At 55.4% G+C, this 26,792-nt stretch carries 23 protein-coding genes; 12 read left to right on the top strand and 11 right to left on the bottom strand.

Translation table 11 applies throughout. The features are described 5' to 3' along the window. Window positions 1-38 precede the first annotated feature (38 nt). From Q0336_RS06230 to Q0336_RS06200, 7 genes are read right to left on the bottom strand one after another with little or no spacing between them, the layout of a single operon-like run. Complete coding sequence (locus tag Q0336_RS06230) at window positions 39-1,562, bottom strand: MBOAT family protein (protein ID WP_298526717.1); 1,524 nt, start codon at window positions 1,560-1,562, stop codon at window positions 39-41. Between the two features lie 15 nt (window positions 1,563-1,577). Beyond that, window positions 1,578-2,819, bottom strand: coding sequence for a GDSL-type esterase/lipase family protein (locus Q0336_RS06225; protein WP_298526715.1), 1,242 nt, complete (start codon window positions 2,817-2,819; stop codon window positions 1,578-1,580). Further along, window positions 2,803-4,239 carry an acylhydrolase gene (locus tag Q0336_RS06220; protein ID WP_298526713.1) on the bottom strand — a complete coding sequence of 479 codons (1,437 nt, stop codon included), beginning with the start codon at window positions 4,237-4,239 and terminating at the stop codon, window positions 2,803-2,805. Before Q0336_RS06220 ends, Q0336_RS06225 begins: the two co-directional genes overlap by 17 nt. Next, the gene (upp, locus tag Q0336_RS06215; protein WP_298526711.1) at window positions 4,223-4,876 is read right to left on the bottom strand and encodes a uracil phosphoribosyltransferase; all 654 of its coding nucleotides are present in this window, start codon (window positions 4,874-4,876) and stop codon (window positions 4,223-4,225) included. The genes Q0336_RS06220 and upp overlap by 17 nt, the downstream gene beginning before the upstream one ends. Window positions 4,877-4,918: 42 nt before the next feature. Further along, window positions 4,919-6,148: a class I SAM-dependent rRNA methyltransferase gene (locus tag Q0336_RS06210; protein WP_298526709.1), complete on the bottom strand. Its 1,230-nt coding sequence runs from the start codon at window positions 6,146-6,148 to the stop codon at window positions 4,919-4,921. Next, window positions 6,149-6,877 (bottom strand): 3'-5' exonuclease, encoded by a 729-nt coding sequence (locus tag Q0336_RS06205; protein WP_298526707.1) that lies wholly within the window; start codon window positions 6,875-6,877, stop codon window positions 6,149-6,151. Beyond that, the gene (locus Q0336_RS06200; protein WP_298526705.1) at window positions 6,846-7,451 is read right to left on the bottom strand and encodes a DUF5063 domain-containing protein; all 606 of its coding nucleotides are present in this window, start codon (window positions 7,449-7,451) and stop codon (window positions 6,846-6,848) included. The genes Q0336_RS06205 and Q0336_RS06200 overlap by 32 nt, the downstream gene beginning before the upstream one ends. A gap of 537 nt (window positions 7,452-7,988) precedes the next feature. Between Q0336_RS06200 and Q0336_RS06195 the strand changes: the two genes are divergently transcribed. Continuing rightward, window positions 7,989-9,791: a DUF349 domain-containing protein gene (locus tag Q0336_RS06195; protein ID WP_298526703.1), complete on the top strand. Its 1,803-nt coding sequence runs from the start codon at window positions 7,989-7,991 to the stop codon at window positions 9,789-9,791. 105 nt (window positions 9,792-9,896) lie between these two features. Next, the gene (locus tag Q0336_RS06190) at window positions 9,897-10,238 is read left to right on the top strand and encodes a DUF6122 family protein (RefSeq protein WP_298526701.1); all 342 of its coding nucleotides are present in this window, start codon (window positions 9,897-9,899) and stop codon (window positions 10,236-10,238) included. Between the two features lie 73 nt (window positions 10,239-10,311). Here Q0336_RS06190 and Q0336_RS06185 read toward each other — a convergent pair whose 3' ends face one another. Genes Q0336_RS06185 through Q0336_RS06170 form a run of 4 tightly spaced genes read right to left on the bottom strand, consistent with a single transcriptional unit; the run spans window position 10,312 to window position 15,184 of the window. Beyond that, on the bottom strand, window positions 10,312-11,733 hold the full coding sequence (locus Q0336_RS06185; protein ID WP_298526699.1) for a Gfo/Idh/MocA family oxidoreductase: 1,422 nt from the start codon (window positions 11,731-11,733) through the stop codon (window positions 10,312-10,314). A 30-nt stretch (window positions 11,734-11,763) separates the two neighbouring features. Next, on the bottom strand, window positions 11,764-13,350 hold the full coding sequence (locus Q0336_RS06180; protein WP_298526697.1) for a peptide chain release factor 3: 1,587 nt from the start codon (window positions 13,348-13,350) through the stop codon (window positions 11,764-11,766). 11 nt (window positions 13,351-13,361) lie between these two features. Next, window positions 13,362-13,919 (bottom strand): DUF4924 family protein, encoded by a 558-nt coding sequence (locus Q0336_RS06175; protein WP_298526695.1) that lies wholly within the window; start codon window positions 13,917-13,919, stop codon window positions 13,362-13,364. 11 nt (window positions 13,920-13,930) lie between these two features. Continuing rightward, window positions 13,931-15,184, bottom strand: coding sequence for an ectonucleotide pyrophosphatase/phosphodiesterase (locus Q0336_RS06170; RefSeq protein WP_298526694.1), 1,254 nt, complete (start codon window positions 15,182-15,184; stop codon window positions 13,931-13,933). A gap of 545 nt (window positions 15,185-15,729) precedes the next feature. Here Q0336_RS06170 and Q0336_RS06165 point away from each other — a divergent pair. The 10 genes from Q0336_RS06165 (at window position 15,730) to Q0336_RS06120 (ending at window position 26,776) form a co-directional block, all read left to right on the top strand. Next, the gene (locus tag Q0336_RS06165; RefSeq protein WP_298526692.1) at window positions 15,730-17,076 is read left to right on the top strand and encodes a glucose-6-phosphate isomerase; all 1,347 of its coding nucleotides are present in this window, start codon (window positions 15,730-15,732) and stop codon (window positions 17,074-17,076) included. Window positions 17,077-17,084: 8 nt separating this feature from the next. After that, window positions 17,085-17,693 (top strand): DUF4290 domain-containing protein, encoded by a 609-nt coding sequence (locus Q0336_RS06160; RefSeq protein ID WP_298526690.1) that lies wholly within the window; start codon window positions 17,085-17,087, stop codon window positions 17,691-17,693. 21 nt (window positions 17,694-17,714) lie between these two features. Further along, on the top strand, window positions 17,715-19,025 hold the full coding sequence (gene murA, locus Q0336_RS06155) for a UDP-N-acetylglucosamine 1-carboxyvinyltransferase (RefSeq protein WP_298526688.1): 1,311 nt from the start codon (window positions 17,715-17,717) through the stop codon (window positions 19,023-19,025). 1 nt (window position 19,026) lies between these two features. Beyond that, a complete protein-coding gene (locus Q0336_RS06150; RefSeq protein WP_298526686.1) occupies window positions 19,027-19,566 on the top strand; it encodes a 16S rRNA processing protein RimM in 540 nt (179 codons plus the stop codon). Window positions 19,567-19,611: 45 nt separating this feature from the next. After that, on the top strand, window positions 19,612-20,538 hold the full coding sequence (locus Q0336_RS06145) for a helix-turn-helix transcriptional regulator (protein ID WP_298526684.1): 927 nt from the start codon (window positions 19,612-19,614) through the stop codon (window positions 20,536-20,538). Then, on the top strand, window positions 20,535-21,245 hold the full coding sequence (locus Q0336_RS06140; RefSeq protein ID WP_298526682.1) for a CPBP family intramembrane glutamic endopeptidase: 711 nt from the start codon (window positions 20,535-20,537) through the stop codon (window positions 21,243-21,245). Before Q0336_RS06145 ends, Q0336_RS06140 begins: the two co-directional genes overlap by 4 nt. Window positions 21,246-21,253: 8 nt before the next feature. Further along, window positions 21,254-22,615, top strand: a complete 1,362-nt coding sequence (locus tag Q0336_RS06135) for a dihydroorotase (RefSeq protein ID WP_298526680.1) — start codon at window positions 21,254-21,256, stop codon at window positions 22,613-22,615. A 232-nt stretch (window positions 22,616-22,847) separates the two neighbouring features. Continuing rightward, window positions 22,848-24,149, top strand: coding sequence for an MFS transporter (locus Q0336_RS06130; RefSeq protein ID WP_298526678.1), 1,302 nt, complete (start codon window positions 22,848-22,850; stop codon window positions 24,147-24,149). A 36-nt stretch (window positions 24,150-24,185) separates the two neighbouring features. Then, a complete protein-coding gene (locus Q0336_RS06125) occupies window positions 24,186-25,184 on the top strand; it encodes a glycoside hydrolase family 130 protein (protein WP_297191413.1) in 999 nt (332 codons plus the stop codon). 323 nt (window positions 25,185-25,507) lie between these two features. After that, window positions 25,508-26,776 carry a pseudouridine synthase gene (locus tag Q0336_RS06120; protein ID WP_298526676.1) on the top strand — a complete coding sequence of 423 codons (1,269 nt, stop codon included), beginning with the start codon at window positions 25,508-25,510 and terminating at the stop codon, window positions 26,774-26,776. The last annotated feature ends 16 nt before the right edge of the window (window positions 26,777-26,792 follow it).

Raw genomic sequence — 26,792 nt, 5'->3', positions numbered from 1 at the left:
CGGCTCCAGCGCTAATGTGTTATGGGGTGACGAGGGAACTAGAAGTTGAAGTAGATGAAGGGTTGAGCATCGGCGCTTCGGATCTGGATGAGCAGGAAGATCGTCACGACGAAGAGGGAGACTTGGCCGATGAAGGGCAGGTCGGTAAGCCAACTACGGAAGCGTAGTTCCTGCTTCTTGGAGGTGAAGTGCAGGAGGTAGCCGAGTAGGAGCAAGAGAAGGACATTCTTATACCCGACGACGAACTGAAGGAAGACCTCGGGGGTGAAGTGATCAGAGATCTGTGTGATCACCGATAGAGCCGTCTCCATCGAGTCAGCACGGAAGAAGATCCAAGCGAAACAAACCAAATGGAACGTGATAATTTGCCCGAGGAAGCGCTGGATCTTGAAGGGTTCCTTCCTGCGCCAGCCCAGTGCTCCGAAGATCTGCATGTAGAGCTTGTGCAGCGCTAGAGCTACCCCGTGGATCGCACCCCATAGGATGAAGCGCACGGCAGCACCATGCCACAGCCCACCGAGGAGCATCGTCACTAGGAGGTTGACATAGGTGCGTATTTGTCCTTTTCTATTGCCCCCCAGAGGAATATAGAGATAGTCACGGAGCCAAGTGGAGAGGGAGATGTGCCAGCGTCGCCAGAACTCCGTGATATTGCCCGATTGATAGGGGGAATCGAAGTTAATGTTGAACCGGAAGCCGAGGAGTAGGGCGATCCCAATGGCCATATCCGAATAACCTGAGAAGTCGCAGTAGATCTGCATCGCATAGCCGTAGACGGCAAATAAGTTCTCCAGCCCCGTAAATCGAGTTGGTTCGGCGAAGATCAAATCCACGAGGTTCGCCCCGATGAAGTCTCCGATGATCGCCTTCTTCACCAGCCCGCTCAGGATCAGCGTCAGTGCTTCGCCGTACTCCGCCTTGAGGAGTTGGGGACGGCGGTAGATCTGCGGGATGAAGTCCTTAGCACGGACGATCGGTCCAGCTACCAGCTGAGGGAAGAACGACAGGTAGAAGAGGTAATCAATCCATCGCTTCAGCGGAGTGATCTCCCGTCGGTAGATGTCCGCCGTATAGCTCAGCGTCTGGAAGGTATAGAAGGATATACCAGCAGGGATGAAGTAGTCTCGTGCCTCCAGTGGGATCGCTGGCTCGGTAGCTATTCCAAGGGAAGCTAGAAGCATCTGCCCCAGGTCAAGTAGGAAGTAGAAGTACTTGAAGTAGGAGAGCATCCCGATATTGACGCAGATGCTTGTGATGAGAAGACGCTTGCGGTAGACCTCGTCCTCACTCCGCCCGATCGCCCGACCGATGAAGAAGTCCATCGTCGCAGCAAAGAGCAGGATTAGGACGTACTCCCCACTACTCTCGTAGTAGAAGAAGAGCGAGAAGAGCGAGACATAGATGATGCGCAGCGTCGTTGTCTTCCTCAGGAGCATGTAGAGCGGCAGGAAGACGAGGGCGCAGAAGAGGAAGAGCCCCGAAGAGAAGATCATAGGACTCTCCCGCTCGAAGCGTAAGACTTCGGGGAGTCTTCCCCAGTCAATTGTATCAAAGAAGGTCATTCGTCGGTAAATCGATTAGCGAGAAGCCAAAGCTCTCTGTAGGGCATCTGTGATGAGTAGCCCTTGACGCTCATAGCCATCACGGCTGTAGTGTACTCGGTCGCCAGCCATCAAGCCATCAGCGATCCAAGAGGAGATCCCTTGTTCGCCGCCCATAGCTGTGAAGAGGTCGAAGGCTGCGACATCATAGGTCCTTGCTCGGCGCATGATCTCGGCCGAGAGTCGGCGAGCATGGTCGTTGAAGTGGTACGTCATAGTTGTCACCTTCTTGCGATGCTTGCGGCGCTTCTTCCCCGTAGTGACGTAGTGTGTACTTGCCTGACGGAAGAAGTTAGGTGGGGGAGTGGTCAGGAGCACCTTCGTACGAGGAAGGAGAGCCTTGATCAGTGACATCATCGCATCGAGGCTTTCGGTGAAGGTCTCCATCTGGAAGCCGCGGCTGTAGCAGTCGTTCGTTCCCATAGAGATGATGAGAAGCTCCGGCTCGAGGAGGGCGAGCTGCTCGACATATTCCTCTAGGGCATAGTGTCTGTAGGCTGCTCCGTTGATCCCGATATCATGTACGAGGGCGCCACCTTTGCCCGAGAGGAGGACACAGCCAGCATAGACCGATTCGTCTCCTTCGTCCATGATCGGGCTTAGTGTCACCTCGCTGAAGGGAGCACTCCAGCTGAGGGTATCGACGACATACGCCCCAGTGGAGAAGCGACCACGAGCGAGCTGGGCTACGGGGAAGGCTCCCAGCGGGTGCGAAGAAGCTGTACGTAGAAGGAGCATCTGACGGAAGGGGCTCATCTGAGCGGATACTCCGATGGAGAAATTCCCCGAGGCACGTGTAGAGAGGACGTAGCCTCCCACCCCCATGGGGTGTGTTCCTTCGGGGCGGAGGATGAGCTCTCGTTTCCAGCCGAGGCTAGCTGAGGTCACACGATAGTCCTTTGGGGCATTGGAGCCATAGAGCGAATACCATCCGAGCCAGCCTCTACCCGCATTGCCGTAGCTACTCTGGAGACTACGTCTGAGGGGAGCTGTCGTATATCCAGCTTGGATATGACTGTCGCCCAGCTGCACGATCGACACGGTATGTCCCTCCTTCGCAGCAGACTTGAGGCGAGCCACGAGGGAAGAGAAGTAGCCCGAGGGGGCATACCAGTTCGGATCATTATCTGGGACGGGTCCACTTGCGCCGAGAGGCTCCATCCCGAGTAGGAGGAGCGAGAGCATGAGGACTCCGCTGAGTCTACTTAATCGCATCATAGTACTTTTCCTCAAGGAAGAAGGCATCTAAGAATTGGCGAGCCAACTCATCCCCTCCTCGGTGAGAGAGATGGGTGTAGTCTTTAGCAGCCCAGCCTCGTGAGGCAAGTGCCCCAATCCCTCCAAGGCGGACCACCGCCTCTCGGGTACTCCAGAAGACCAGCCCCTTCTCTGCAGCGAGTCGGATCTGTCCCTGCTCTAGGGCACGGACGGCAGGCATGGTGATGACAGATCCGTTGGACTTCATCCCACGGTCAGAGACACCTAATAGGAGGCACTCCGTGGAGCCTATTGAGCTTCTGAGGTGATCGATAGCACCGCCAAACTGCTTGATGTAGTGCGAGTAGTCGAGCTGCTTCGCTGAGATCGTGTTCAGCCCATACTGCAGGATGATGAGGTCGTAGGGGCGCTCGGAGCAGAAGGCTTTATTGAGCTCGCTGTCGAGCGAGCGGAGGGTGAGGCCTGAGTTGCCTCGTGTAGAGAAGTTGTCTACGCTGATCCCAGAGGCACCATCAAGACCGACCCCATAGCAGACGAAGCCTGATGCCCCAGAGGCGAGGCTAAAGCGTATGGAGCTGAACGAGCCACCATTGAGCTTGTAGGCTGAGAGTGATTCGCTCTGAGGAAGGTCAATCGTCGTGGGCTCTCCGCCATCAATAGAGACGGAGAGGGAAGTGCCCTGTGGGGACTGATAGTAGAGGATGGCCTCTGTGCAGGGTTGGGCACCCTTGGGTAGGGTATAGCGCACCCAGTCACCTACAGAGCCCGTATAGTAGTGGCTAGGTAGAGGGTAGCGTCCTTTGGTTCGGAGCTGACTCGACTCCCGCCAGCCTTTGAACTCATGGCGGATCGTCCGTCGGAAGCCTGCTGTCTCTGAGGTCAGAGGCATCCAGCCCACTCCAGCACCACCGTAGCGTGTCTGGAGCTGACCACGTAGGCTCCCCGTGAAGATATCCCCTTCGATGAAGGAGTCTCCAAGGACGGCGATACGTACGGGGCGACCTAGTCGGCTACGCTGACGGAGCTGAGCGAAGAAGCGCTGCATACCGTCATGTCTAGGGCTCATGTCTGCTAGACGACTGATCGGACTCACCGTAGAGTCTAGATCACTGCGTAGCGTGCCTGAGGCCTCTTGTTCTTGCTTGGATTGCTCCTCTAGCTGGCGATAGATCTCCTCTCGCTGGCGTACTACCTTGTCATCGCTACGGGCCTGCTGGCTGAGTGCTAGGGGATCTTCGGGCTTGAGTAGAGCCGAGTCTACCTCCTCGCGCCGTAGGTCGGAGAGGAGGTCCACCTTGTTAGGCTCCCAGCCGAAGATGTTGGATGGGAGGAAGTAGAGGAGGAGTAGCCCTAGGGTAAGTGCTAGGGCAAGGAGCCAAAAGCGGAGAAGGTAATCTGGTTCTTTAGAGCTTCTCGCCATACGCTAGGTCACCAGCGTCCCCTAGGCCTGGGACGATATAGGCATGCTCATCGAGGACGGGGTCGATAGCTGCGACCCAGAGCGTGACATTGTCTTCGGGGAAGGAGGCCGAGAGCGTCTCTACGGCCTGCTGGCTAGCGATGATCGAGACTAGATGAACTTCGCTAGGCTTGCCCTTGGTCAGTAGCGCATGGTAGGCGAGCTCCATGGAGCTACCCGTAGCGAGCATAGGGTCGACGAGTAGGAGGGTCTTCCCCTCCAGAGAGGGTGAAGCGATGTACTCGATGAAGATATCGAAGTTCAGACGGTCCTTGTACTTCCGATAGGCGGAGACGAAGGCATTCTCTGCCTTGTCGAAGTAGTTGAGGAAGCCTTGGTGGAGGGTCAGCCCAGCACGTAGGATCGTGCCGATGACGATCTGGTCAGAGACCTGAGTACACTCAGCGACACCGAGGGGAGTCTGTACCTGACGAGATGTATAGTGGAGCTTCTTGCTCAGCTCATAGGACATGATCTCGCCGACACGCTCTACATTGCGACGGAAGCGCATCGCATCGGTCTGGGTATGTATGTCGCGCATCTCGGCGACGAAGTGGCAGAGGAGAGAGTTCTCCTCTATGAGGTGATTGACTTTCATTCTATGATCGGGCTTGGAGGGGATGAATTAGGGTAAGCCCAGCTATTCAACGTAGAGGACGAGCCCCTTGAGATACTCTCCCTCGGGATGGTAGATATTGATGGGATGATCGACGGGCTGTGTCAGCTGGTGGAGGATACGCACACGTCGTCCTGAGCTAGCTGCTGCGGTGAAGACCGCTAGGCGGAATTCTTCCTTCGATACCGCTTGGGAGCAACTGAAGGTGAAGATGATACTTCCTGGGGCTGCCTTCTTGATCGCTATGCCGTTGATCTTACGGTAGCCCATGAGCGCATTGCGCAGGACCTTACGATGCTTGGCGAAGGCTGGGGGATCAAGGATGATGAGGTCATATTCGCCCTGAGGCATCTGCTCTAGATAGTCGAAGGCATCCTCCGTCACAGAGCGATGGCGGGGGCAATCCTCGCCGAAGTTCAGAGCGACATGGCGCTCGGTGAGGTACATCGCCTTGGAGGAGCTGTCGAGCGAATCGACACGCTTAGCTCCTGCCCCAAGGGCATAGATGGAGAAGCCTCCCGTATAGCAGAAGGCATTGAGCACCGTGCGCCCCTGAGCGTACTGACCCACCAGCTCTCTATTCTCTCGCTGGTCGATGAAGAAGCCCGTCTTCTGTCCCTTGAGCCAGTCGGGGATGAAGCGTAGTCCATTCTCCCAGATAGGAGCCGCCTCCGTATGCCCTAGGAGGAAGCCATCGGAGGCCAGCTCACGCATATCTCGGGTAGGCAGTGTAGACTCGGACTTGTAGTAGATGCCAGCTAGTGGGGCGACGGGATCTCCTGCCTCGTCATAGACCTCTTGTAGGGCTTCGGCGATCATCATACGAGCCTCGTGCATCCCCATGCTGTGCGCCTGTAGGACGGCTGTGCGATCATAGACATCTATGACCAAGCCTGGGAGACCATCCCCCTCGCCATGGACGAGACGGTAGGTGTCGTTGGGGCGGTCACAGCTCCCATCAGGACGGACGAGCCCGCAGTCTAGTCGTAAGCGTAGGGCGGCTTGTAGACGAGCCTTGTAGAACTCCTTGTCGATGATCTCTTCGCCTGCGAAGCTAAGCAGACGTACCGCTATACTCCCCCCACCGAAGTGCCCCGTACCTAGGGGCTTGCCCTTGCTGTCGAGGACGGTGACAAGTGAGCCGTCGGTGACGGGCTCAGAGTAGGAAGCGATAGCCCCAGAGAATACCCAGGGGTGGAGGCGAAGGATAGATTCCTCCTTGCGAGGGAGGAGACGTAGCGTAGGGTAGTGCATCTAGATCAGTGCAAATTGGGTGGGCGGTGGGGTGGGGTTGGACATCAATGTATTGTAGATGCGGAGCGAAGCCCAAGCATCAAGGGCGGCATAGTGAGCCTGCGCTGGGCTGAGTAGAGCATCCTCCCAGTTGCTCATCCGCTGTGCCTTGCTCATGCGCTCGGCGAAGAGGATGGCATAGATCTTCTGTAGACCGAGCTCACGGATGCCATAGCCCCCACAGAGCTTCTGTAGCTCTACGAAGGAGTTGGGGCTGAAGGAGGTGCGTCTCCCTAGGGCAGTGATGTCATCCCTTAGGCTGAGACCTACCTTGAGGATCGTGGGGTCTTCGAGGAGGTGGATGAGGCTCTTAGGTAGGCCGATCTTGTTGAGGCGGAAGAGGTAGCACTCATCCTCCGTGGCTATCTGTAGGAGCGACACTTCGTAGCGAAGACCTGCCGTGAAGCTTGGGCGGGTCTCGGTATCTATACCTAGTCGTCCCGATCGTTTGAGGCGCATCGCTATGCGACGAGCTTCTTCCTTGGTCTCGATGATCGTGATAGGCACGGGACAGTGAGCCAAGGGTAGGGACATGAGTTCCTCCTCGGTGATGGAGGGGGGGTAGCTATAGACGGGGGTGAAGGCCTCCTGCTTCGTGGTTCTTCGTGGAGCACGTTGTGTCCTCTGAGGATTTGTCCTAGAGGGCTCCACCTGAGGCTCAATAGATGCCTTCGTACGTGCTGGCTTCATCTCCCTCTTCGTCGAAGGTCTGGTGCTCGTCTTCGTCATCATCTTGTGCTTGTAGCTGGAGTGTATAGATATGGTGTAGGGCGGTGAGTGACTCTAGGAGCGTCTGCCCCCAGTACTCGAAGAAGTAGTGGCGACAGCGCCCTACGGCTGGTAGTAGTGCTTCTTCGTTTTGGTCTCGTAGGATCCCGAGGAGATTCCCCACATGCTGGTAGACATCTGCTAGTCCTTCGGAGATGAAGGCTGCGATGGGTGTGTCGCTGTAGGCCATCTCCTGAGACTGAGCCGAGAGATAGGCATCCTCTTCGCCTAGGAGCGAAGCTAGGCGCTGACGCACGATCTCGTAAGACTCTTCGGTGATGTGCTCTTCGATGTAGTCAGATTCGGGACTGTAGAAGTAAGCGGGTAGGCGAAGTGTCACCAGATAGAGCTGAGGCAAGAGCTTCGTCGTCTGCTCGACGAACTCGGCTTTGTCTCGGGCTTGCTCCATGAGGGAGGCGCACTGTACACCTATGGCTGCAAATTCTAGTATCTCTTTCGTATAGAGGGATTCTTCCTCTCTTCCATTTGATTCCATATTGGTGCAAAAATACCGTTTATTCTACGAATAGCCTTCCTCGGAGGTAATTATGCCTTAGTTGCTTCGCCCCTAGCTTCTACGTGATGGATGAGGTGCCTCTCTTCAAGACCCCTTGATGTCTAGATCTCGTGGAGCTTGTATGCGGCCAGCCAGCTACCCATTCATGGGTCGATGAGGTGAGGCATTCATGGGTCACCCGATCGACCCATGCATGGGTCGGTGGAGGACCCCATGAATGGGTCGGTCCTAGAGCCTCTGACCTCTTCCTCGTAGTAGGTATATTCCTAGCGGCTAAGAGCTAGGGAGGTTGGCTCTTTGACACAGCTCTTCCTAGTCGTCTTCACTTGCCTTAGATCCCAGCGCTGACCATCAAGTTTGGAGCTCAAAGAAGTAGTGTGTAAAAGGAAAAAAATGTTTAGCTTTGTAGTGAGCAAGATTTTAATCCCAATTGTAGCTTGGGGAAGTGTTTGTATCGCTTTCCTCGAATAAGCAAAAGGGATGGGATAGCATTAAATAAAACGAAGAGTAATGACTATGGAACTCCTTCAGACACCAGACCAAGCACAGCTTGACCCTACTGCCCCCGCAGCACAAGACGCGGCTACAGCCCCCGACCAGACCCCTGCCTATCAGACGATGAGCTCCCAAGAGCTGGTCGATCACTTGGCTGTACTCCTTCAGCAAGAAGAACTCCCAGAGCGCAAGCTTGTCGAAAGTATCCGTGGTCAATTCATCAGACGTCGTGAGCGACTCGACCCTACTGATAAAGCAGAGAATGAGGCCTTCGAGGTACAGGAACTTCGACTTGAAGGATTGCTCTCTACCTTCCGTGAGCATGACAAGAAGCGTCAGGAAGCCCTAGAGCAGCTCTATGCAGAGAATAAGGTGAAGAAGGAAGCCCTCCTACAGCGCTTCGAAGAGCTCTTCAAGAGCAACGAAGAAGGCGCTGAATTTGGAAGCCTCTACGCTACATTTACTTCCATCCGTGATGAATGGAATGCCCTCGGGCAGCTTGATCCCAAGGATGCTGCTGTCCTCAATAAGCGTTTCTATGAGCTCCGTGATCAGTTCTATGACCTCAAGGCCATCAATGATGATCTGCGTCAGCTTGACTTCAAGAAGAACCTAGACGCAAAGCAGGCCATCCTCGAAGAGCTTCGTCATCTGGACGAGGTCAAGGATACCATCGCTGCCTATCGTCGTCTACAGGAGCTCACCGCCCAGTGGCATGAGCTCGGCCCCGTCTCCAAGGAGCTCCGTGCCGAGATCAATGCTGAGTTCAAGCAGCTCTCCACTGCTCAACACAAGCGTCATCAGGAGTTCCATGACCTACGTAAGGCATCGGAGGAAGAGAACCTCCAGGCTAAGGAGCGCCTCTGCCTCCAGGTAGAAGAACTTCTCTCTTCGGCACCGCTCTCCTCGCACTCGGCCTTCAACAAGGCGGTAGAGCAGATCAAATCCCTGCAGGAAGAGTGGCGTAAGATCGGCCGAGCACCTCGCAAGGACAATGAGTCGATCTACCAACGATTCCGTGCCGGTATCGATGCCTTCTTCCGCCGTCGTAATGAGTTCTTCAAGGCCAACCATGAGCATAATGAGGAGGTCCTGAAGAAGAAGCGTGAACTCATCGAGCGTGCTGCTGCGCTCAAGGACAGCACGGCATGGGAAGAGACCACCGAAGCCCTCAAGGAACTCCAGAAGGAGTGGCAAGAATTGGGCTCTGTCTCTCAGAAGTATAGTCAGAAGATCTGGGAAGAGTTCCGTGCAAGCTTCGACTATTTCTTTGATCGCAAGAAGAAGGAAGCACCACGCAAGGATAAGGTCTATAGTGAAGCTCGCAAGAGCCTCGCTGTCAAGCGGGAGATCATCCGTGAACTCACCGCTATCAACGAGGGTGAAGAGCCCGAGAACCTGCGTGAGCTACTCAATAGCTACAACGAACGATGGAAGCAGGCTGGGGCTGTCCCCTACAAGGAGCGAGAAGCGATCAATGCCGCCTATCGTGAGCTCCTCGATGCCCTCCATGGCAAGCTACGCAGACATCGTGAGGAGCGCCGTCTATCGGGCTACAGCGCATCCCTAGATAATCTCGAGGGGAAGGGGGGTACGCTCCAGACGGAGCATGCACGTATGCAGCGCCATCTGGATCGTCTACGCAGCGAACTCCAGACCTATGAGAGCAATCTGACTCGTCTGAATGTAAGCAGTAAGTCAGGCTCTTCGCTCCTCTCTGAGATCGAGCGTAAGCGTGATGCCCTCGTAGCTGATATTCATCTCGTAGAGCAGAAGCTAGCTCTTCTGCTCGAGAAGGAACGACAGAGCGAAGCGACCGAGTAGTACACACCCTCTAGCTCTACCTTTACTACTCCCCAAGATATGCCCTCTTAGGTCTTGTCTTGGGGAGTACTCTATCTAGCCTTAGGCCCTACGTCACCTAGCCCTATGCTTCTACGTACCTTGGTCCACTACGGACTACACTTCCTCTTCCCGATCCTGATAGCTCTCCTCTGGCCGAAGCGACGATGGCTCACGGTCTATCTCCTCCTTCTGGCGACAATGGCCATCGATGTAGATCATCTCTTAGCCCGTCCCATCTTCGACCCCAATAGATGTAGTGTGGGTACGCATCTCCTCCATTCGTATCCGATGATCGTGGTCTATGTCCTCCTGCTCTTCCTCCCCTATAGACGGCTCGGATGGCCGTGGTGGATACGGGTCATCGCTGTGGGATTAGTCCTCCATATCATCACCGATTGGCAGGACTTCTACCTCTGGCCTCATTGATCCCAAGCGGATACAGCAAGCCCCGACAAGTGACCTCGATGAGGTACTTGTCGGGGCTTGCTATGTGAGGCTACTACTTAGCGAAGTGAAGCTGTAGTCCCTTGATGCGCTGCCAGGCACCACGGGTGAAGTCTGGTACAGCCACGGGAGCGGAGTTATGCTCCAGAGAAATGCGGGTCAGATCTCCGATCGTGGACCATTCGGCTAGGTCGTAGACATCCATATCGAGGGGAAGTCCATTGCGCAGGCAGTAGATCAGACGGTAGTCCATGATGAAGTCCATCCCGCCGTGACCACCGACTTCCTTAGCCTTCTCTGCGATCTCCTTCTGGATGGGATGCTCGTACTTCTCCATGAGCTGCTTCATGGTCTTCTCGCTGACGAAATCATGGCTCTTGAGGTCCTCATGATTGGGGACAGCCTGCTTGTTCTGCTCTGTGGGGCGGAGCGCATAGCCTTCGACGGGGTACTTGTTAGCAAAGCCATCGGTCCCGATGATCTGATACATACGGTCATAGGGGCGATAGGAGGTCACGTTGTGCTCGAGATATATGGTCTTACCCTTAGCGGTCTTGATGAGGGTCTGCGTCATCTCACCGTTCTTGACCTCGGGGTCAGTCATACCACGCTCACGGGTCAAGAAGCGGGGGAGGGAGGTAGCAGGTACATCCATAGAGGTGAGGTACTCCATGCGGTCGCCACGATGGATGTCGAGCGCCCAGCAGGCGGGACCAAGGCCATGGGTAGCGTAGACATCACCACGATGCTTGAGGTTGTACTGTAGTCGCCAGTCCCCTTCGTAGGCCTTCCAGAAGGGCTCGAGATTGTGGATGTACGCACCCTTAGCACTGAGCACGTCTCCGAAGAGGCCATGCTGTGCCATGTTGAGCGTCGTGAGTTCGAAGAAGTCATACACACAGTTCTCAAGCATCATGCAGTGACGCTGGGTGCGCTCGGCGGTGTTGATGACATCCCACGCTTCCTTGAGGGTAGTCACAGCGGGGACTTCACAAGCCACGTGCTTGCCCTTCTCCATCGCGTAGATCATCATCGGAGCATGGCGTGCCCAGTCGGAGACGATATAGACGAGGTCGATATCAGGGCGGTCACAGAGCTCCTTCCATGCTTCCTCGCTACCGCTATAAGCAGCAGCCTTGGGGAAGCCCCTACGGGTGAGGATCTCCTGGGTCTTCTCTACACGCTCAGGATGGAGGTCACAGAGGGCCTTGATCTCTACCCCCTCTAGGTGAGTGAAGCGCTCTACAGCACTGGGACCACGCATCCCAAGGCCGATGAAGCCCACACGCACTACAGGCATCGGGGCATGACGGAGCCCTACGACATCACGCTGTCCTGCGGGACGCTTAGGGGTCGGGGTTTCGATGAGAAAGCTCTTAGCTGACTGCTTGCTCTTGGCCTTCCCTTGGGCACTCACAGCACCTACCGAGAGGAGGGCTGCTAGGACTAGGGAAGCTGCTTGCTTGATCTTCTTCATTAGTATGTTAGTAATTGAGAGAATATATACTTACTGACCGAACTCCGAGGTGAAGTGGAATCGGATCTTAGGGAAGTCTTGCTGCGCCATGGAGAGTACATAGCCTGAGTCGGCTAGGTAGACATCACGCCCAGAGATATCCTTGGCCATGAACTGCGACTTACGCTTCTTGAAGTTCTCTAGCTCTGCAGGATCATCGCTCTCGATCCAGCATGCCTTGTAGAGATTGATTGGCTCCCAGCGACAAGCCGCCCCATATTCGTGGAGCAGACGGTACTGGATGACTTCGAACTGGAGCTGACCCACAGTGCCGATGATCTTGCGACCATTGAACTGATTGACGAAGAGCTGTGCTACACCCTCGCCCATCAGCTGTTCGATCCCCTTGGCTAGCTGCTTGGTCTTCATCGGATCCTGATTCTCGATGTACTTGAAGAGCTCTGGTGAGAAGCTGGGCAGTCCCTTGAAGTGCAGATCCTCTCCGGCAGTGATGGTGTCGCCGATACGGAAGTTACCCGTGTCGGGGAGCCCGATGATGTCACCTGCGAAGGCCTCATCTACCGTCTCCTTGCGCTGGGCCATGAAGGCGGTGGGGCTATTGAACTTCATTGTCTTCCCTAGGCGGATATGCTTGTAGTTGGCATTGCGCTCAAAGCGACCCGAGCAGATCTTGATGAAGGCGATACAGCTACGGTGGTTGGGGTCCATGTTGGCGTGTATCTTGAAGACGAAGCCCGTGAAGGCAGGCTCGTAGGGGGAGACTTCACGCTCTTCGGCTCGTACAGGTCGTGGGGAGGGAGCGATCTCGATGAAGCAGTTGAGGAGCTCCTGCACCCCGAAGTTGTTGAGCGCCGAACCAAAGAAGACGGGGGCGATCTCCCCTGCTAGGTATTCCTCCCGATCGAAGGTGGGATAGACACCGTCTACTAGCTCGAGGTCGGTACGTAGCTTCTCGGCCTGCTCGGGGGTGATATGCTCCTCGAGCTCGGGAGAGGTCAGGTCGGTGATGGTGACACTCTCGGTGATGCGCTGCTTGTCTGGGGTGAAGAGGTTGAGCGCTCCCTCGTGGATGTTGTACACGCCACGGAAGCGCTGTCCCATATCGATAGGCCAGGAGAGGGGGCGCACATGGATCTGGAGCTCTCGCTCGATCTCATCCAGCAGGTCAAAGGGATCCTGTCCCTCACGGTCAAGCTTATTGATGAAGACCATGACGGGGGTCTTACGCATACGACAGACCTCCATGAGTCGGCGGGTCTGGGTCTCTACCCCCTTGGCGCTGTCGATGACGATGATGACGCTATCGACAGCGGTAAGTGTGCGGAAGGTATCTTCTGCGAAGTCTTGGTGACCTGGAGTATCAAGGATGTTGATCTTGTGGCCTGCATACTCGAAGCCCATGACCGAGGTAGCTACGGAGATCCCACGTTGCTTCTCGATCTCCATCCAGTCACTTGTGGCGGTCTTCTTGATCTTGTTGCTCTTGACGGCTCCTGCTACATGGATAGCTCCCCCGAAGAGGAGTAGCTTCTCGGTGAGGGTCGTCTTCCCTGCGTCAGGGTGGCTAATGATGGCGAAGGTGCGTCGCTGATCTATCTCGGTCTTGTATTCGTACATATAGGGTTGGTCTAATTATTCGGATTGGTCTCGAGGTCGAGGCCTTCTTGCTCCATCTTGTAGCGATGGGCTAGGAGGGCTAGGAGGGCACTGATCTGCTTCATCGACTTCTTTGTCTCTTCGCTGATCTCCTTGTGCTGGAGGCTGAGGGTGATGTAGCCATAGAGCGCATTGAAGCAGGTCTCTAGATCGCTCTCCCCCTCGTGGTTGCCCTTACCACGTAGCTGGATAAGGGCGGGGAGGATCTGCAGATGCAGCCCCGAGTAGACGATGTCATTAGCGCTGCCGAGGAGTCTGCGATGAAGCTCCTCGAGCTGCATCAGTACGATGCGGTGGATGTCTAAGTGGCCAGACTTCACTTTGCCTTCGGAGCGCATCATGTCGATGAGCTCTTGGTACCAAGTGCGGATGGTCTGTCGGGTCTCCTCATCGACCTCATAGCGGGGGAGCAGATGCTCCTCTACGCCCTCGATCGACACACCCGTGGCACGGATGAGATCCTCTACCTGCCACATGTAGAGGAGGTATTCGGCGATATTCTCCTTGCGCTTTTGCTGAGCGATGATCATGGGGAGGGTAGCTATCTCTTGATAAGGGTCTCGGCAAGCGACTCGTCGGCATCATGCTCGCCAGGGGTGAGCCCAAGGAGCTTGCAGACGAGCGGATAGAGGGTGATGTTGGGGATGGGGTCGGAGACTCTGCGTCCAGCCTTGAAGTCGGGGCCGACGGCCTTGAATACCGCATACATCTCGGGATGCTTGTTGTCGAAGCCATGTCCTGCACGAAGGAAGTCGGCAGGGATCCCCTGAGGGTTGAAGAAGATCTGCGTGCCGAGGTCCGCCAGGAGGACAAGTTCGCCGATACGGGGACTGCTACCGAAGTGTAGGCGCTCTGGGAGCTCACCCTTGCGGTAGACGGAGATATGGGGCACGGTCTTCAGGATCTTGTAGGCAGTCTCGGTATAGCCCTTCTTAGGGTAGAGGTGGGTAAATGGCCCTGTGGCGACATGCTCGAAGCTGTCGAGGGGGAGGTAATCAGCCAGATTCACGGCCTTTGATCTGTCGAAGGACTGCATCCCGTGGTCAGAGACGAGGATGAAGTCTACTTGGTCTCGGACGGGGAGCTTAGCGAGCTTGGAGCGGAAGTAGCCGATGACGGAGTCCATCTTCTCGACCATGCCGATGGTCTTGGGGGATTCTGGTCCCTCGTGGTGTCCCGTATGGTCGGGCTCCTCGATATACCACATCAAGAGGCGAGGGCGCTCTGCTAGAGGGAGACTGAGCCAGCTGATCACGGAGTCTGCTCGGTCGGTATAGGGGACCTTGTCGTTGAATCGCTTCCAGCGGTCGGGGTGATGGCCTCCGATGGGAGTCTCGCTACCTACCCAGAAGAAGCTCGCTGACTTTAGTCCATGGCGTCGAGCTACATTCCAGAGTGGCTCACCCTTGTAGAAGGCAGGATCTTCGACAGCCTTGCGGTCACCTAGACGATAGTGAGCACCTCGCTCGTCCCAGAATTCATTGCCGATGAGCCCATGGTTATTGGGGTAGCGCCCCGTAGCCATGGCATAGTGGTTGGGGAAGGTAAGGGTGGGGTAGGAGGGACGGAAGCACCCCGAGAGCCCCTCCCGATCCATCTGGTCTAGGTTGGGGGTATTGGCTCGCCCTTGGTAGTCGGCACGGAAGCCGTCAAGCGAGAGGATCACGACATAGCGGTCGGACTGAGGGGTGAGACTGGTGAGATTGGCTTGACGAGGCTTGCTCGTCCCACAAGCGACGAAGGTCGCTGTGGCTAAGGCAGTGGCGCAGAGGAGCGCACTGAGACTCGACTTCATTATCTAGGGATATGTATTCTGTGATTGATAGGTGATAAGTGAAGATACCCCCACGCTAGGTGAGGGCAAATTCCTATCATTTTCTTATCCACAAAGTTAGTGAAAAAGCGACTTCCCCCCAAGGTGAGCTTAGTCTGGAGCCGATCTAGCGGGGCGGTGTCTCACTCTTAGGGTAAACTTTTAGGTGAGACTGTGGTGGCAAACAAAGAAGAACAGCTCCCTCCTAAATACCCCCATACATGGGGTCACTTGGTGACCCATTCATGGGGTACCGGACCGACCCATTCATGGGTCACTTGATCGACCCATGAATGGGTATCTTTGGTTGCAGATTATTTCCTTTGGAAAACCATCTTAATAAAAGGTATAGAGGCTTTTTCGTACCTTTGTGTGAATACTTGTAGTCTGTCGAGTCTATTATCGACGAACTCTAAGGTGAGAGACACTAGGTGCTACGAGGATAGCTTCGGATATACGCACCCTTCTCTACCAAGGAAGTAGTGTCTGCAATCAGATATTAAAGGAAAAATTAGAAGCATAAGACAATGAAGACTCTTACACTAGACCTCTCTGGGATCTATGCCACTGTCCCTGCTGAAGCTGTAGAAGCTTGGCGGGAGAAGAGTGACCAGTATCAGCATCAGCTACACACTGCTACGGGGCTGGGAAATGACTTCCTCGGGTGGATCAACCTCCCCAATGAGATCACCGATGCCGACTTCTCTGCTATCGAGGAGGCCGCACGTGACCTTCAGCAGCGCTGTGACTATGTCGTCAGCATCGGTATCGGGGGAAGCTATCTCGGTGCTCGTGCAGTCATCGAGGCTCTGACACCCTCCTTCGAGGCTTACCGTCGGGAGCATTCTGCCCCTCAGGTCATCTTCGCAGGGCACAATATCGGTGAAGACTATCTCAGCGAGCTCGTGGACTTCCTGCAAGACAAGCGCTTCGGTCTGATCAATATCTCCAAGAGTGGTACGACCACGGAGCCCGCTATCGCCTTCCGCATCCTCAAGGCTCTTCTAGAGAAGCAGGTCGGTAGAGAGGAGGCTCGTCAGCGTATCATCGCCGTCACCGACAAGGCTCGTGGTGCCCTACGTACGCTGGCAGACAAGGAGGGCTACAAGACCTTCATCATCCCCGATGATATCGGCGGACGCTTCTCTGTGCTCACTCCCGTAGGGCTACTGCCTATCGCTGTAGCAGGCTTCGATATCCGTGAGCTCGTCCGTGGTGCCCGTGAGATGAAGGCTCTGGTAGATGAGTCCGTCCCCTTCGATCAAAATCCCGCAGCTCTGTACGCTGCCGCACGCAATAGCCTCTACCATGAAGGCAAGAAGATCGAGATCTTGGGGAACTTCCACCCACGACTACATTACATCGGTGAGTGGTGGAAGCAGCTCTATGGCGAGAGTGAAGGGAAGGAGCATAAGGGGATCTTCAATGCCGCTGTGGACTTCTCTGCAGACCTCCATTCCATGGGGCAGTGGATCCAAGAGGGTGAGCGCAATATCTTCGAGACGATCATCAGCGTCGCAGAGCCCAATAGCGAACTTCGCATCGGGCAGGACGAGGCTAATCTCGATGGTCTGAACTATCTAGCTGGTAAGTGCGTCGACGAAGTCAATAAAATGGCTGAGCTCGGAGTGCGTGTTGCTCATATCGATGGTGGTGTGCCCAATATCCGCATCGTCCTACCTAAGCTCGATGCCTACTACATTGGTCAGCTCTTCTACTTCTTCGAGAAGGCTGTCGGTATCAGTGGCTATATGCTCGAGGTAAACCCCTTCAATCAGCCTGGGGTAGAGGCCTACAAGAAGAACATGTTCGCCCTGCTTGAGAAGCCTGGCTTCGAGGAAGAAACCCAAGCGATCAAGTCCCGCCTCCAATAAGTAGACGCATGGAATATAACAATCAGCTACCTCCGATCATCCTCCCTGAGTATGGCCGCCATATCCAGAATATGGTCGCCCACTGCAAGGGCATAGAGGATCGTGAGGAGCGTAACGCTTGCGCTCGGAGCATCATCCGAGCTATGGAGGCTATCGTACCTGAGAAGGGGGTCGGAGCAGACAAGGAGACGATCTACTGGGATCATCTGGCCATCATGGCAGACTTCGATCTCGATGTCGACTATCCTGAGGGTACGATCACCAAGGAGGCTATCCTCCATCAGTCGCAGAAGCCTGACTACCCAGGGCACTTCATCAAGTACCGCTACTACGGACACTTTATCGAAGGCATGATCCAGCGTGTATGTAAGATGGAGGTGGGACCAGAGCGTGCTGCGGCGGAGTACTTCATCGCCCTGCAGATGAAGAGGGACTACATGACTTGGAACCAAGATAATGTCGAAGATATCAAGATCTTCAAGGACCTCTTCGAACTATCAGACGGTCAGATCCTGCTCACCCCTGAGAACTGCAAGCTCAACATCAACCCCAACACCATCGACAAGCCTGGCAAGCTCCAGAAGCCCATCAATAGCAAGAAGGGCAAGAAGAAATAGAACGCTCCTACTAGACCCTACATGGCATCCTACGTAATCGAAGGGGGATACTCCCTCCAGGGCAGTATTCGCCCCCAAGGCGCCAAGAACGAAGCGCTACAGATCATCTCTGCGGTACTCCTCACCCCAGAGGTGGTGACCATCCACAACATCCCCAACATCCTCGACGTAAACAACCTCATCGACTTGCTGCGTCATATCGGGGTGAAGGTCACCAAGCTCAGTGATGATGGGAGCTACAGCTTCCAAGCCGATGAGATCAATATCGACTATCTGCATAGCGAGGAGTTCCTCAATCGCGCACGTGCTCTGCGTGGATCGATCTTGATGGCTGGTGCCCTCCTTGGTCGCTTTGGCTACGCTGTCTTCCCCAAGCCTGGTGGAGACAAGATCGGTCGCCGTCGTCTGGATACGCACCTCATCGGCTTCCAGGAGCTCGGCGCAAGCTGTGTCTATGATACCGACAAGAAGAGCTACATCCTAGAGGCTTCGCAGCTACGTGGTAAGTACATGCTTCTCGATGAAGCATCGGTCACGGGGACGGCTAATATCCTCATGGCAGCGGTGCTGGCCGAAGGGACGACTACGATCTACAACGCAGCCTGTGAGCCCTACCTACAGCAGCTCTCCAAGCTACTGGTACGTATGGGTGCCCATATCGAAGGTATTGGCTCCAACCGCCTCACGATCGAAGGGGTGAAGAGCCTGCATGGGGCAGAGCATACGATGCTGCCCGATATGATCGAGATCGGTAGCTTTATCGGGATGGCTGCGATGACAAATTCGGAGCTGCGCATCACTAATGTCAGCATCCCAGATCTCGGGATCATCCCTCAGGCCTTCCGCCGTCTCGGGATCACCATCCTCGAGGAGGGTGACGACCTGATCATCCCACGACACCCCGATGGCTATGAGATCGATACCTTCATGGACGGATCGATCTTGACGGTAGCCGATGCTCCATGGCCTGGGCTGACCCCCGACCTTCTGAGCGTCTTCCTCGTCACGGCTACGCAGGCTAAGGGGAGTGTACTCATCCATCAGAAGATGTTTGAGAGTCGCCTCTTCTTCGTCGATAAGCTCATCGACATGGGGGCTCAGATCATGCTCTGCGACCCGCATCGTGCTGTGGTCATCGGTCTCGGGAAGTCGCATCAGCTCCGTGCAGCTAAGATGGCTTCACCCGATATCCGTGCTGGTATCGCCCTCTTGATCGCTGCGATGAGCGCTGAGGGTACGAGTATCATCAACAATATCGAGCAGATCGACAGAGGCTATCAGGATATAGCCGCTCGCCTCAATGCGCTAGGCGCACACATCTCTCGTCTGTAGCATGCTCAGCAAGGAGGACTTTGAGTTCATCGGTACTCTTGGGCGTGCTCACGGGATCCAGGGTGAGGTATCAGCTAAGCTATCCGTAGACCTCTCGGGTCTATGGGAGGGAGCTGATACCTCCCTCTTCCTCATGCTGGAGGAGCAGGGCTTGCTCATCCCCTACCGAGTGACGAAGCTCCGTGCTAAGGGGGAGGAGATCGACCTCATCACCTTCTCGGGCATCACCACGAAGGAGGAGGCCGAGGCTCTGACGGGTCGTCCCGTGTGGCTCGATAAAGACTACCTCTCAGACGAAGAAGCCGAAGAACTCTTCGAGCTCCAGCACTATGTGGGCTATGAGCTCTATGATGCTTCGACCGAAACCGCTATAGGAGTGATCGAAGAGATCGATGACTCCACGCTCAATACCCTCCTCAGAGTACGCACGCACTCTGAGGAGGAGCTTGTCCTCCCCATCTCAGAGGAGCTGGTCGATCGGCTTGATGTAGCTGGTCATCGCCTCTATCTGCATATCCCCGCTGGCCTATTGGAGCTGTAGCTTAGCCCTGTTTATTCGTTTATTCATCCGCTTGTTTATTCGCCTATGTCCGCTTGTACTCTGCCTCCACAGCCAAGTGAAGAACTCCTCTTCGCAGGTAACTCTGTCTTCAAGCACCAGCCTGCCGCCCTGCTCTCCATCCCGATGCACAAGCATTTGTCTCTGGGGGAGCACCTCCTCCTACAGAGTGAGGGGGACTTCTTCATCATCTTCCTACTATCGGGGAACATCCGCACTACGCTCAATGGCGGGACGGAGGCCGAGACCTATGCTGCCTCCAGCATGATCTTTGTCCCGATGGGTACGCTCCTAGATATCGAAGCGGAGGGAGATACGACTTGTCTCGTCTTCCACTTCCAGCCGAGCATCCACCTCTGTGCTAATCAGTGCCCAGAGCAACCCAAGAAGCGCTTCCAGATCACGACGATGAGACAGGAGAAGGTGCTCACCACGCTTCCGCTCTCTCGTGGGGTAGAGCTCTGGACGAGTGCGATCCTTGAGTACCTCCAGTATTCGCTCTCTGATCTTCGCCTCTTCGATGTGAAGCTGCAGGAGCTCTTCCTGCTACTAAGGATGAACTATGCTCGTCGCATGCAGGAGGACTTCCTCAAGAACTACCACTGCAAGCGCATGGGATTCAGCTGTCAGGTCTTCAAGTATCATCTCTCGTGTCGCAATGTCGAGGAGCTGGCCGAGAAGCTACGAGTGACCCCAGCGGCGCTGACCCGTATGTTCGATGATGAGTTCGGCATCCCCCCACTCAAGTGGCTTCTCCAGCAGCGAGCACGCCATGTCTATAGGGATCTTGTCGATAGCCCTCTGTCGCTGACTGAGATCGCAGAGCGCTACTACTTCTCCTCGACGGGCTATCTCTCGGCCTTCTGCCGTAGGATGTTCGGCCTCTCCCCGATGAAGATCCGCAAGGGTCAGCTCTATCCCGATCATGAGGATAGTGAAGAGGTAGACGAATGAAGACCCGTACGGAGCTCCTCTGCCTTCTGGGCTGGATAGCCTTCGCCCTCCTGCTTGTCTCCCCCGTACTTCTCTATCTGAGTGGGTCGCTCACGAAGGGGTGGGAGGCTACGTCTCTAGTGCATGCACAGTTGGTCACGAATGTCGTGATCTCGCTGTGCATTTTTTTATTACCTGCCCTTTTCTTGCCCTCGGGAAGAGAGGCGCTACGAGCGGTGCTCCGTCCCCTTCCGCCGAAGTATAGGCGGGTGGGCTATCTTCTCCGTATCTTAGCTCTTGCCACGGCGACGATCCTCCTATCCAATCTCCTCTATCTCGGAGTCATCGAGCTTGCTAAGAGCTTAGGCAGCCCCATGAAGGATCAAGTCGAGGAGACAGTACTCGGGATGCTTCGTCGGGGATCAGTCTCCTTCGGTGAACTCTTCCTAGCGCTGGCGCTGGTGCCAGCAGTCATCGAGGAGATCTTTTTCCGTGGACTGCTCCAGCGTCTCCTCATGCGCTCCTATCCTCAGCAGAAGTGGCTGGTCTTCTTCTTCACGGCGCTTTTCTTCTCGCTCCTACACTTCTCTCCTGCGGGCTTCCTCAGTCGTCTAGTCCTAGGGCTGATGCTGAGCTATCTAGCCTATGACTCTCGGGGGCTACGTATCCCCATGCTCTTCCATCTGATCAACAATACCTTAGCGATCCTTTCGCTATATACTAGCTAGCTACACCTATGAAACGACTCTTTCGCAATGCGACCCTCATCAACGAAGGGCGCTCCTTCACTGCCTCACTCCTCACCTCGGGGACACAGATCGAGAAGATCTACGAGGGTACAGATAGCTTCCCTGAGCAGCTGCTCTCCGAGGTCGATGAACTAGTGCCTGCTGAAGGGCTCTGGCTTCTCCCTGGTTGTATCGATGACCAAGTCCACTTCCGTGAACCAGGGCTGACGCACAAGGCGACCATCGAGAGCGAGAGCAAGGCGGCGATAGCTGGGGGGACGACCTCCTTCATGGAGATGCCCAACACCAAGCCTCCTACGACCAGCCTCGAGGCCTGGCAGTGGAAGATGGATCGTGCTGCTGAGACCTCTTGGGCTAACTATTCCTTCTTCTTCGGGGGAACGAATGACAATGCCGACGAGCTCCCTCGCATCGATGCCCGCCGCACCCCAGGGCTCAAGCTCTTCCTTGGCTCATCGACGGGCAACATGCTCGTGGATGATAAGCACACGCTGGAGCGCATCTTCCGCGAGACAGACCTCATCATCGCTACGCACTGCGAGAAGGAAGAGATCATCCGTGCCAATCGCCAGCGCTACCTCGATGAGGTGGGGCAGGCACAGCTCGATGTACGCTACCATCCACTCATCCGTAGCGAAGAGGCTTGCTATCGCTCCTCAAGCGAAGCTGTAGAGCTCGCTACCCGTCTGGGGAGTCGTCTACACATCCTCCATGTCTCTACGGCTCGGGAGCTCTCTCTCTTCCGCAATGATCTCCCTCTATCCGAGAAGAAGATCACTTCCGAAGCCTGCGTGCACCATCTGATCTTCTCCGACGAGGACTATGCACGCTTAGGTAACCGCATCAAGTGGAATCCCGCTGTCAAGACGCTCCGTGATCGGGAGGCACTACGTGCTGCCATTCGTTCGGGGCTGATCGATATCGTGGCTACTGACCACGCTCCCCATCTGCTCTCCGAGAAGGAAGGGGACTGTCTGACGGCGGCTAGCGGTGGTCCTCTCTCTCAGTATGCCCTTGTGGCGATGCTCGATCTAGCACGTGAAGGAGTCTTCACCCGTGAATTGGTCGTGGAGAAGATGGCTCATCTGCCCGCTCAGCTCTTCGGTATCGAGAAGCGAGGTTTCCTCCGAGAGGGCTACTATGCCGACCTAGTGCTGGTTGATCCCAAGGCCGATACCTTAGTCACACCTGAGCGCATCCTCTCCCTCTGCGGATGGTCACCTTTCGAAGGGCATTCCTTCAGCCACAGCGTCAAGGCGACCTATGTCAATGGGGATTGTGCCTACTCATCAGGCAAGCTTAGTGCCGAGCGACCTAGCGTCTCGCCTCTGCTCTATACTCGCCCCTAACGGAGCGGGTAAGATACCCACCGATTAGTACCCATACATGCCTCCCCGAGGTGACCCATGCATGGGTCACCTCGGGGAGGCATGTATGGGTCGGTCGGGCGACCCATGAATGGGCTACTCGCTTGCCCTATCTGTGGGGCGCTGACGAAAGGTAGCTAAGAGAGGCGGGATCCCTGCTTTTTTGCTATCTTTGAACCGCTTCGAAAATCAGAATTACGTACATTCATACTTCATGGAAGAACAAAACTATTCGCCTTCAACTCCACAAACGAAGAAGAGGCGCAACCCCATTGCGTGGGTGCCCAGCGTCTACTTTGGGATGGGCCTTCCCTATGTAGCCCTCTCGATCGTCTCTGTACTGATGTTCACCGACCTTGGGATCGGTAAGGAAGATGTCACCTTCTGGACCAGTTTGCTTGTCTTGCCTTGGTCTCTGAAGCCTCTTTTCAGCCTCTGTATGGAGCTCTTTGGTACGAAGCGCCAGTATGTCTTCCTTACCGAGGCTATCACCGCCCTGATGTTTGGGTTGGTCTGCTTTGCTCTGCCTCTACCCAGCTTCTTCTCCATCGCCTTAGCCTTCATGGGCGTGCTGGCTATCAGCGGGTCGATGCACGATATTGCTGGGGATGGACTCTATATGCAGGAGCTCTCCAGTAGCGAGCAGGGAGTCTATGCCGGCTGGCAGGGTGCCTTCTACAATCTAGCTAAGATCCTCACCAACGGAGGTTTAGTTTATCTCGCTGGCTACCTATCGAAGGGGATTGGTCTCGAGAAGGCTTGGATGGTGATCATGGCCATCTGTGCCGCTCTGATGCTCGCGCTCTCCCTCTACCACATGTGGGTACTACCGAAGGAGACAGCTAAGGAGCGACGCTCAGCTAAGGAGAGCTGGGCTGAGATGGTCGAGGTCGTCCGTACCTTCTTCGTCAAGAAGCATATCTGGCTCTACCTCGTCTTCATCTTCCTCTACCGTCTAGGTGAAGGTCTGGCGATGAAGATCGCTCCTATCTTCCTCAAGGACTCCGTCATGACGGGCGGTGTAGGCCTGTCGAATGAGGACTACGGGCTCATCTATGGTACGGCGGGTACGATCGCCTTCATCCTCGGCTCGATCCTCTCAGGGTACTACATCGCTAAGTTCGGACTTAAGAAGACGCTCTTCTCTCTGGTCTGTATCTTCAATATCCCCTTTGCCGTCTACCTCCTGCTTGCCCTCTTCCAGCCTCAGAACCTCTGGTGGGTCGCTACGGGGATCGTCTTCGAGTACTTCAGCTATGGCTTCGGCTTCGTAGGGATCACCCTCTTCATGATGCAGCAGATCGCTCCAGGGAAGTATCAGATGGCGCACTATGCCTTCGCTAATAGCCTGATGAACCTGAGCGTCATGGTCCCAGGTATGATCAGCGGGAAGCTCGCTACACAGCTTGGCTACGAAGGCTTCTTCATCCTGGTGCTCGTGGTCACTATCCCAGCCATCGTGCTGAGCCTACGCCTACCCTTCGCTCACTCGCCCGAGACGAAGGAGGCAGCCTAATTAAGTCATATCATCACCCTATATATTAGTAAACGAATGAGCAAGATCAAGATCGTCGGGCAGAGTCTGCCCGATATGCCTTGGGAAGACCGCCCCGAAGGCTGTAAGGATACTGTCTGGCGCTACAGCGCTAACCCCATCATCCCACGTGACCTCCTGCCCACGTCCAATAGCATCTTCAACAGTGCTGTCGTACGCTTCGGAGAAGGCTACGCTGGTGTCTTCCGCTGCGATGACACGAATCGCCGCATGCGTCTGCACGTGGGCTTCAGCGATGATGCCATCAACTGGAACATCAACCCAGAGCCTCTGAAGTTCGAATGTGAGGACAAGGAGATCGGTGAGTGGGTCTACGGCTACGACCCTCGTGTCGTCTTCATCGAAGACCGCTACTATGTGACGTGGTGCAATGGGTACCACGGCCCCACGATCGGTGTCGCCTACACCTTTGACTTCAAGACCTTCCACCAGCTGGAGAATGCCTTCCTGCCCTTCAACCGCAATGGTGTGCTCTTCCCCCGCAAGATCGATGGGAAGTTCGCCATGCTGAGCCGCCCCAGCGACAATGGTCACACGCCCTTCGGTGATATCTTCTATAGCGAGTCGCCAGACCTTGAGTTCTGGGGTCGCCACCGTCATGTCATGAGCCCTGCACCCTTCGAGGATAGTGCTTGGCAGTGCACGAAGATCGGTGCAGGTCCTATCCCCATCGAGACGAGCGAAGGGTGGCTCCTGATCTACCACGGGGTACTTGCTTCGTGCAATGGCTTCGTCTATGCCTTTGGTTCGGCACTGCTTGATCTGGATGAGCCTTGGAAGGTGAAGTTCCGCTCCGGTCCTTACCTCATCTCTCCTCGTGAGCAGTATGAGTGCATGGGTGACGTGCCCAACGTGACCTTCCCCTGCGCTGCTCTGCACGATGCTGACACGGGTCGCATCGCTATCTACTACGGCTGTGCCGACACGGTCACGGGTCTGGCCTTCGGCTATATCGATGAGATCGTAGAGTTCACAAAGAAGCACTCCATCATCTAAGCTACAGCGGAGCTATCCTCTACAAATGAGACGCACCCTTCCCAGATCAGGGAGTGAGGGTGCGTCTCGCTGTATCTAGACCTATCGAACTCTATCCTAAGAGCATATCCTCTAGGGGGGCGAGGGGATCAGATCGGGTGGGTGCGAGTAGCATATCGTATAATCTTATTATCTTTGCTCAAAGGTAATTGGGTACTTCGGCAGTGTATGTCCCGTAGGCAAAGCACAAGCACCTAGGACATCCATTAGCTATAGACCAGTGGGGAGCCGAGAGGCTGCCCTCAACACCCGAGACAATAAAGTATACAAAACAAGACCCAAACATGGCAGAAGACAAGGAGTTTACTCCTCGACCAAACCTCAGTAGCTCTGATGAGCCTACTCCGCGCTCGGCTACACACTCCCGTCGTGTACCAGCAGCCTCTACCGATGGACAGCACACCTCAGCACGAAGCACTACAGGTACACCTACGAGACGCCGACGTGTCTTCATCGTCTCCGAAGAAGAGCAGTCACCACGTCCCAACCGTTACTCTTCTCGCCCTTCACGTGTAGATCACTCTTCCTACGAAGGTTCTTACCCCTCACAGCATCGCCCTCAAGCTAGCTCTACCTCTACCGCAGAGCGCTCTCGCTATGACGAGCGCTATCAGGCTGAGCGTGCAGATGGTCGATATAGCTACAATTACAATCGCTCGGAGCGTCCTCGTCGCTCGGGTGGGGCTCCCTCAGCAGGAGACCATCAGAGAGAAGGTCAGCCCTACAAGGGGAAGCGTCCCGCCAAGGGAGGCAAGCGCCCTATGCCCAAGGCTAAGAAGCCCAAGCAGCCTCAGCTACCCATCCCCGTCAAGTACGAGGAGATGGTCGATCCCGCACAGGATCTGCGCCTCAATAAGTTCCTAGCCAACGCTGGGGTCTGCTCCCGTCGTGAGGCAGACGAACTCATCGCAGCAGGTGATATCACCGTCAATGGAGTCGTCGTCAAGGAACTTGGCTCACGTGTCACGCGCCTCGATGAGGTCGTCTACAAGGGACAGCGTGTCTCCACCCAGAGCAAGGTATATATCCTCCTGAATAAGCCTAAGAACTGCGTGACGACTTCGGATGACCCCGAGTGTCGCCGTACTGTGATGGATCTCGTCAAGGGGGCTTGTGAGGAGCGCATCTATCCCGTAGGTCGTCTCGACAGAAATACCACAGGGGTCATCCTCATCACCAATGATGGCGACCTCTCGAGTAAGCTGACGCACCCCTCCTTCATGAAGAAGAAGATCTATCAGGTCTGGCTTGATAAGCCCGTCTCCATCGAGGATATGCAGCGTATCGCTGAGGGGATAGAGCTTGAGGATGGAGAGATCCATGCGGATGCTGTCAGCTACGTCAATGAGGAAGACCTTAGCCAAGTAGGTATCGAGATCCACTCGGGACGCAATCGTATCGTCCGTCGTATCTTCGAGCACCTAGGCTACCACGTACACAAGCTCGATAGAGTTTACTTCGCCGGCTTGACGAAGAAGAACCTCCCACGAGGTCGCTGGCGCTATCTCACCGAGCAGGAGGTGAACAACCTGCGCATGGGCTCCTTCGAGTAATCAGCACACACCTACA

This window comes from uncultured Porphyromonas sp. (genome assembly GCF_938039215.1).
GTDB lineage: Bacteria > Bacteroidota > Bacteroidia > Bacteroidales > Porphyromonadaceae > Porphyromonas.
Note: the sequence above shows the minus strand (reverse complement) of the source record. Positions and strands in the feature narration are given on the sequence as shown.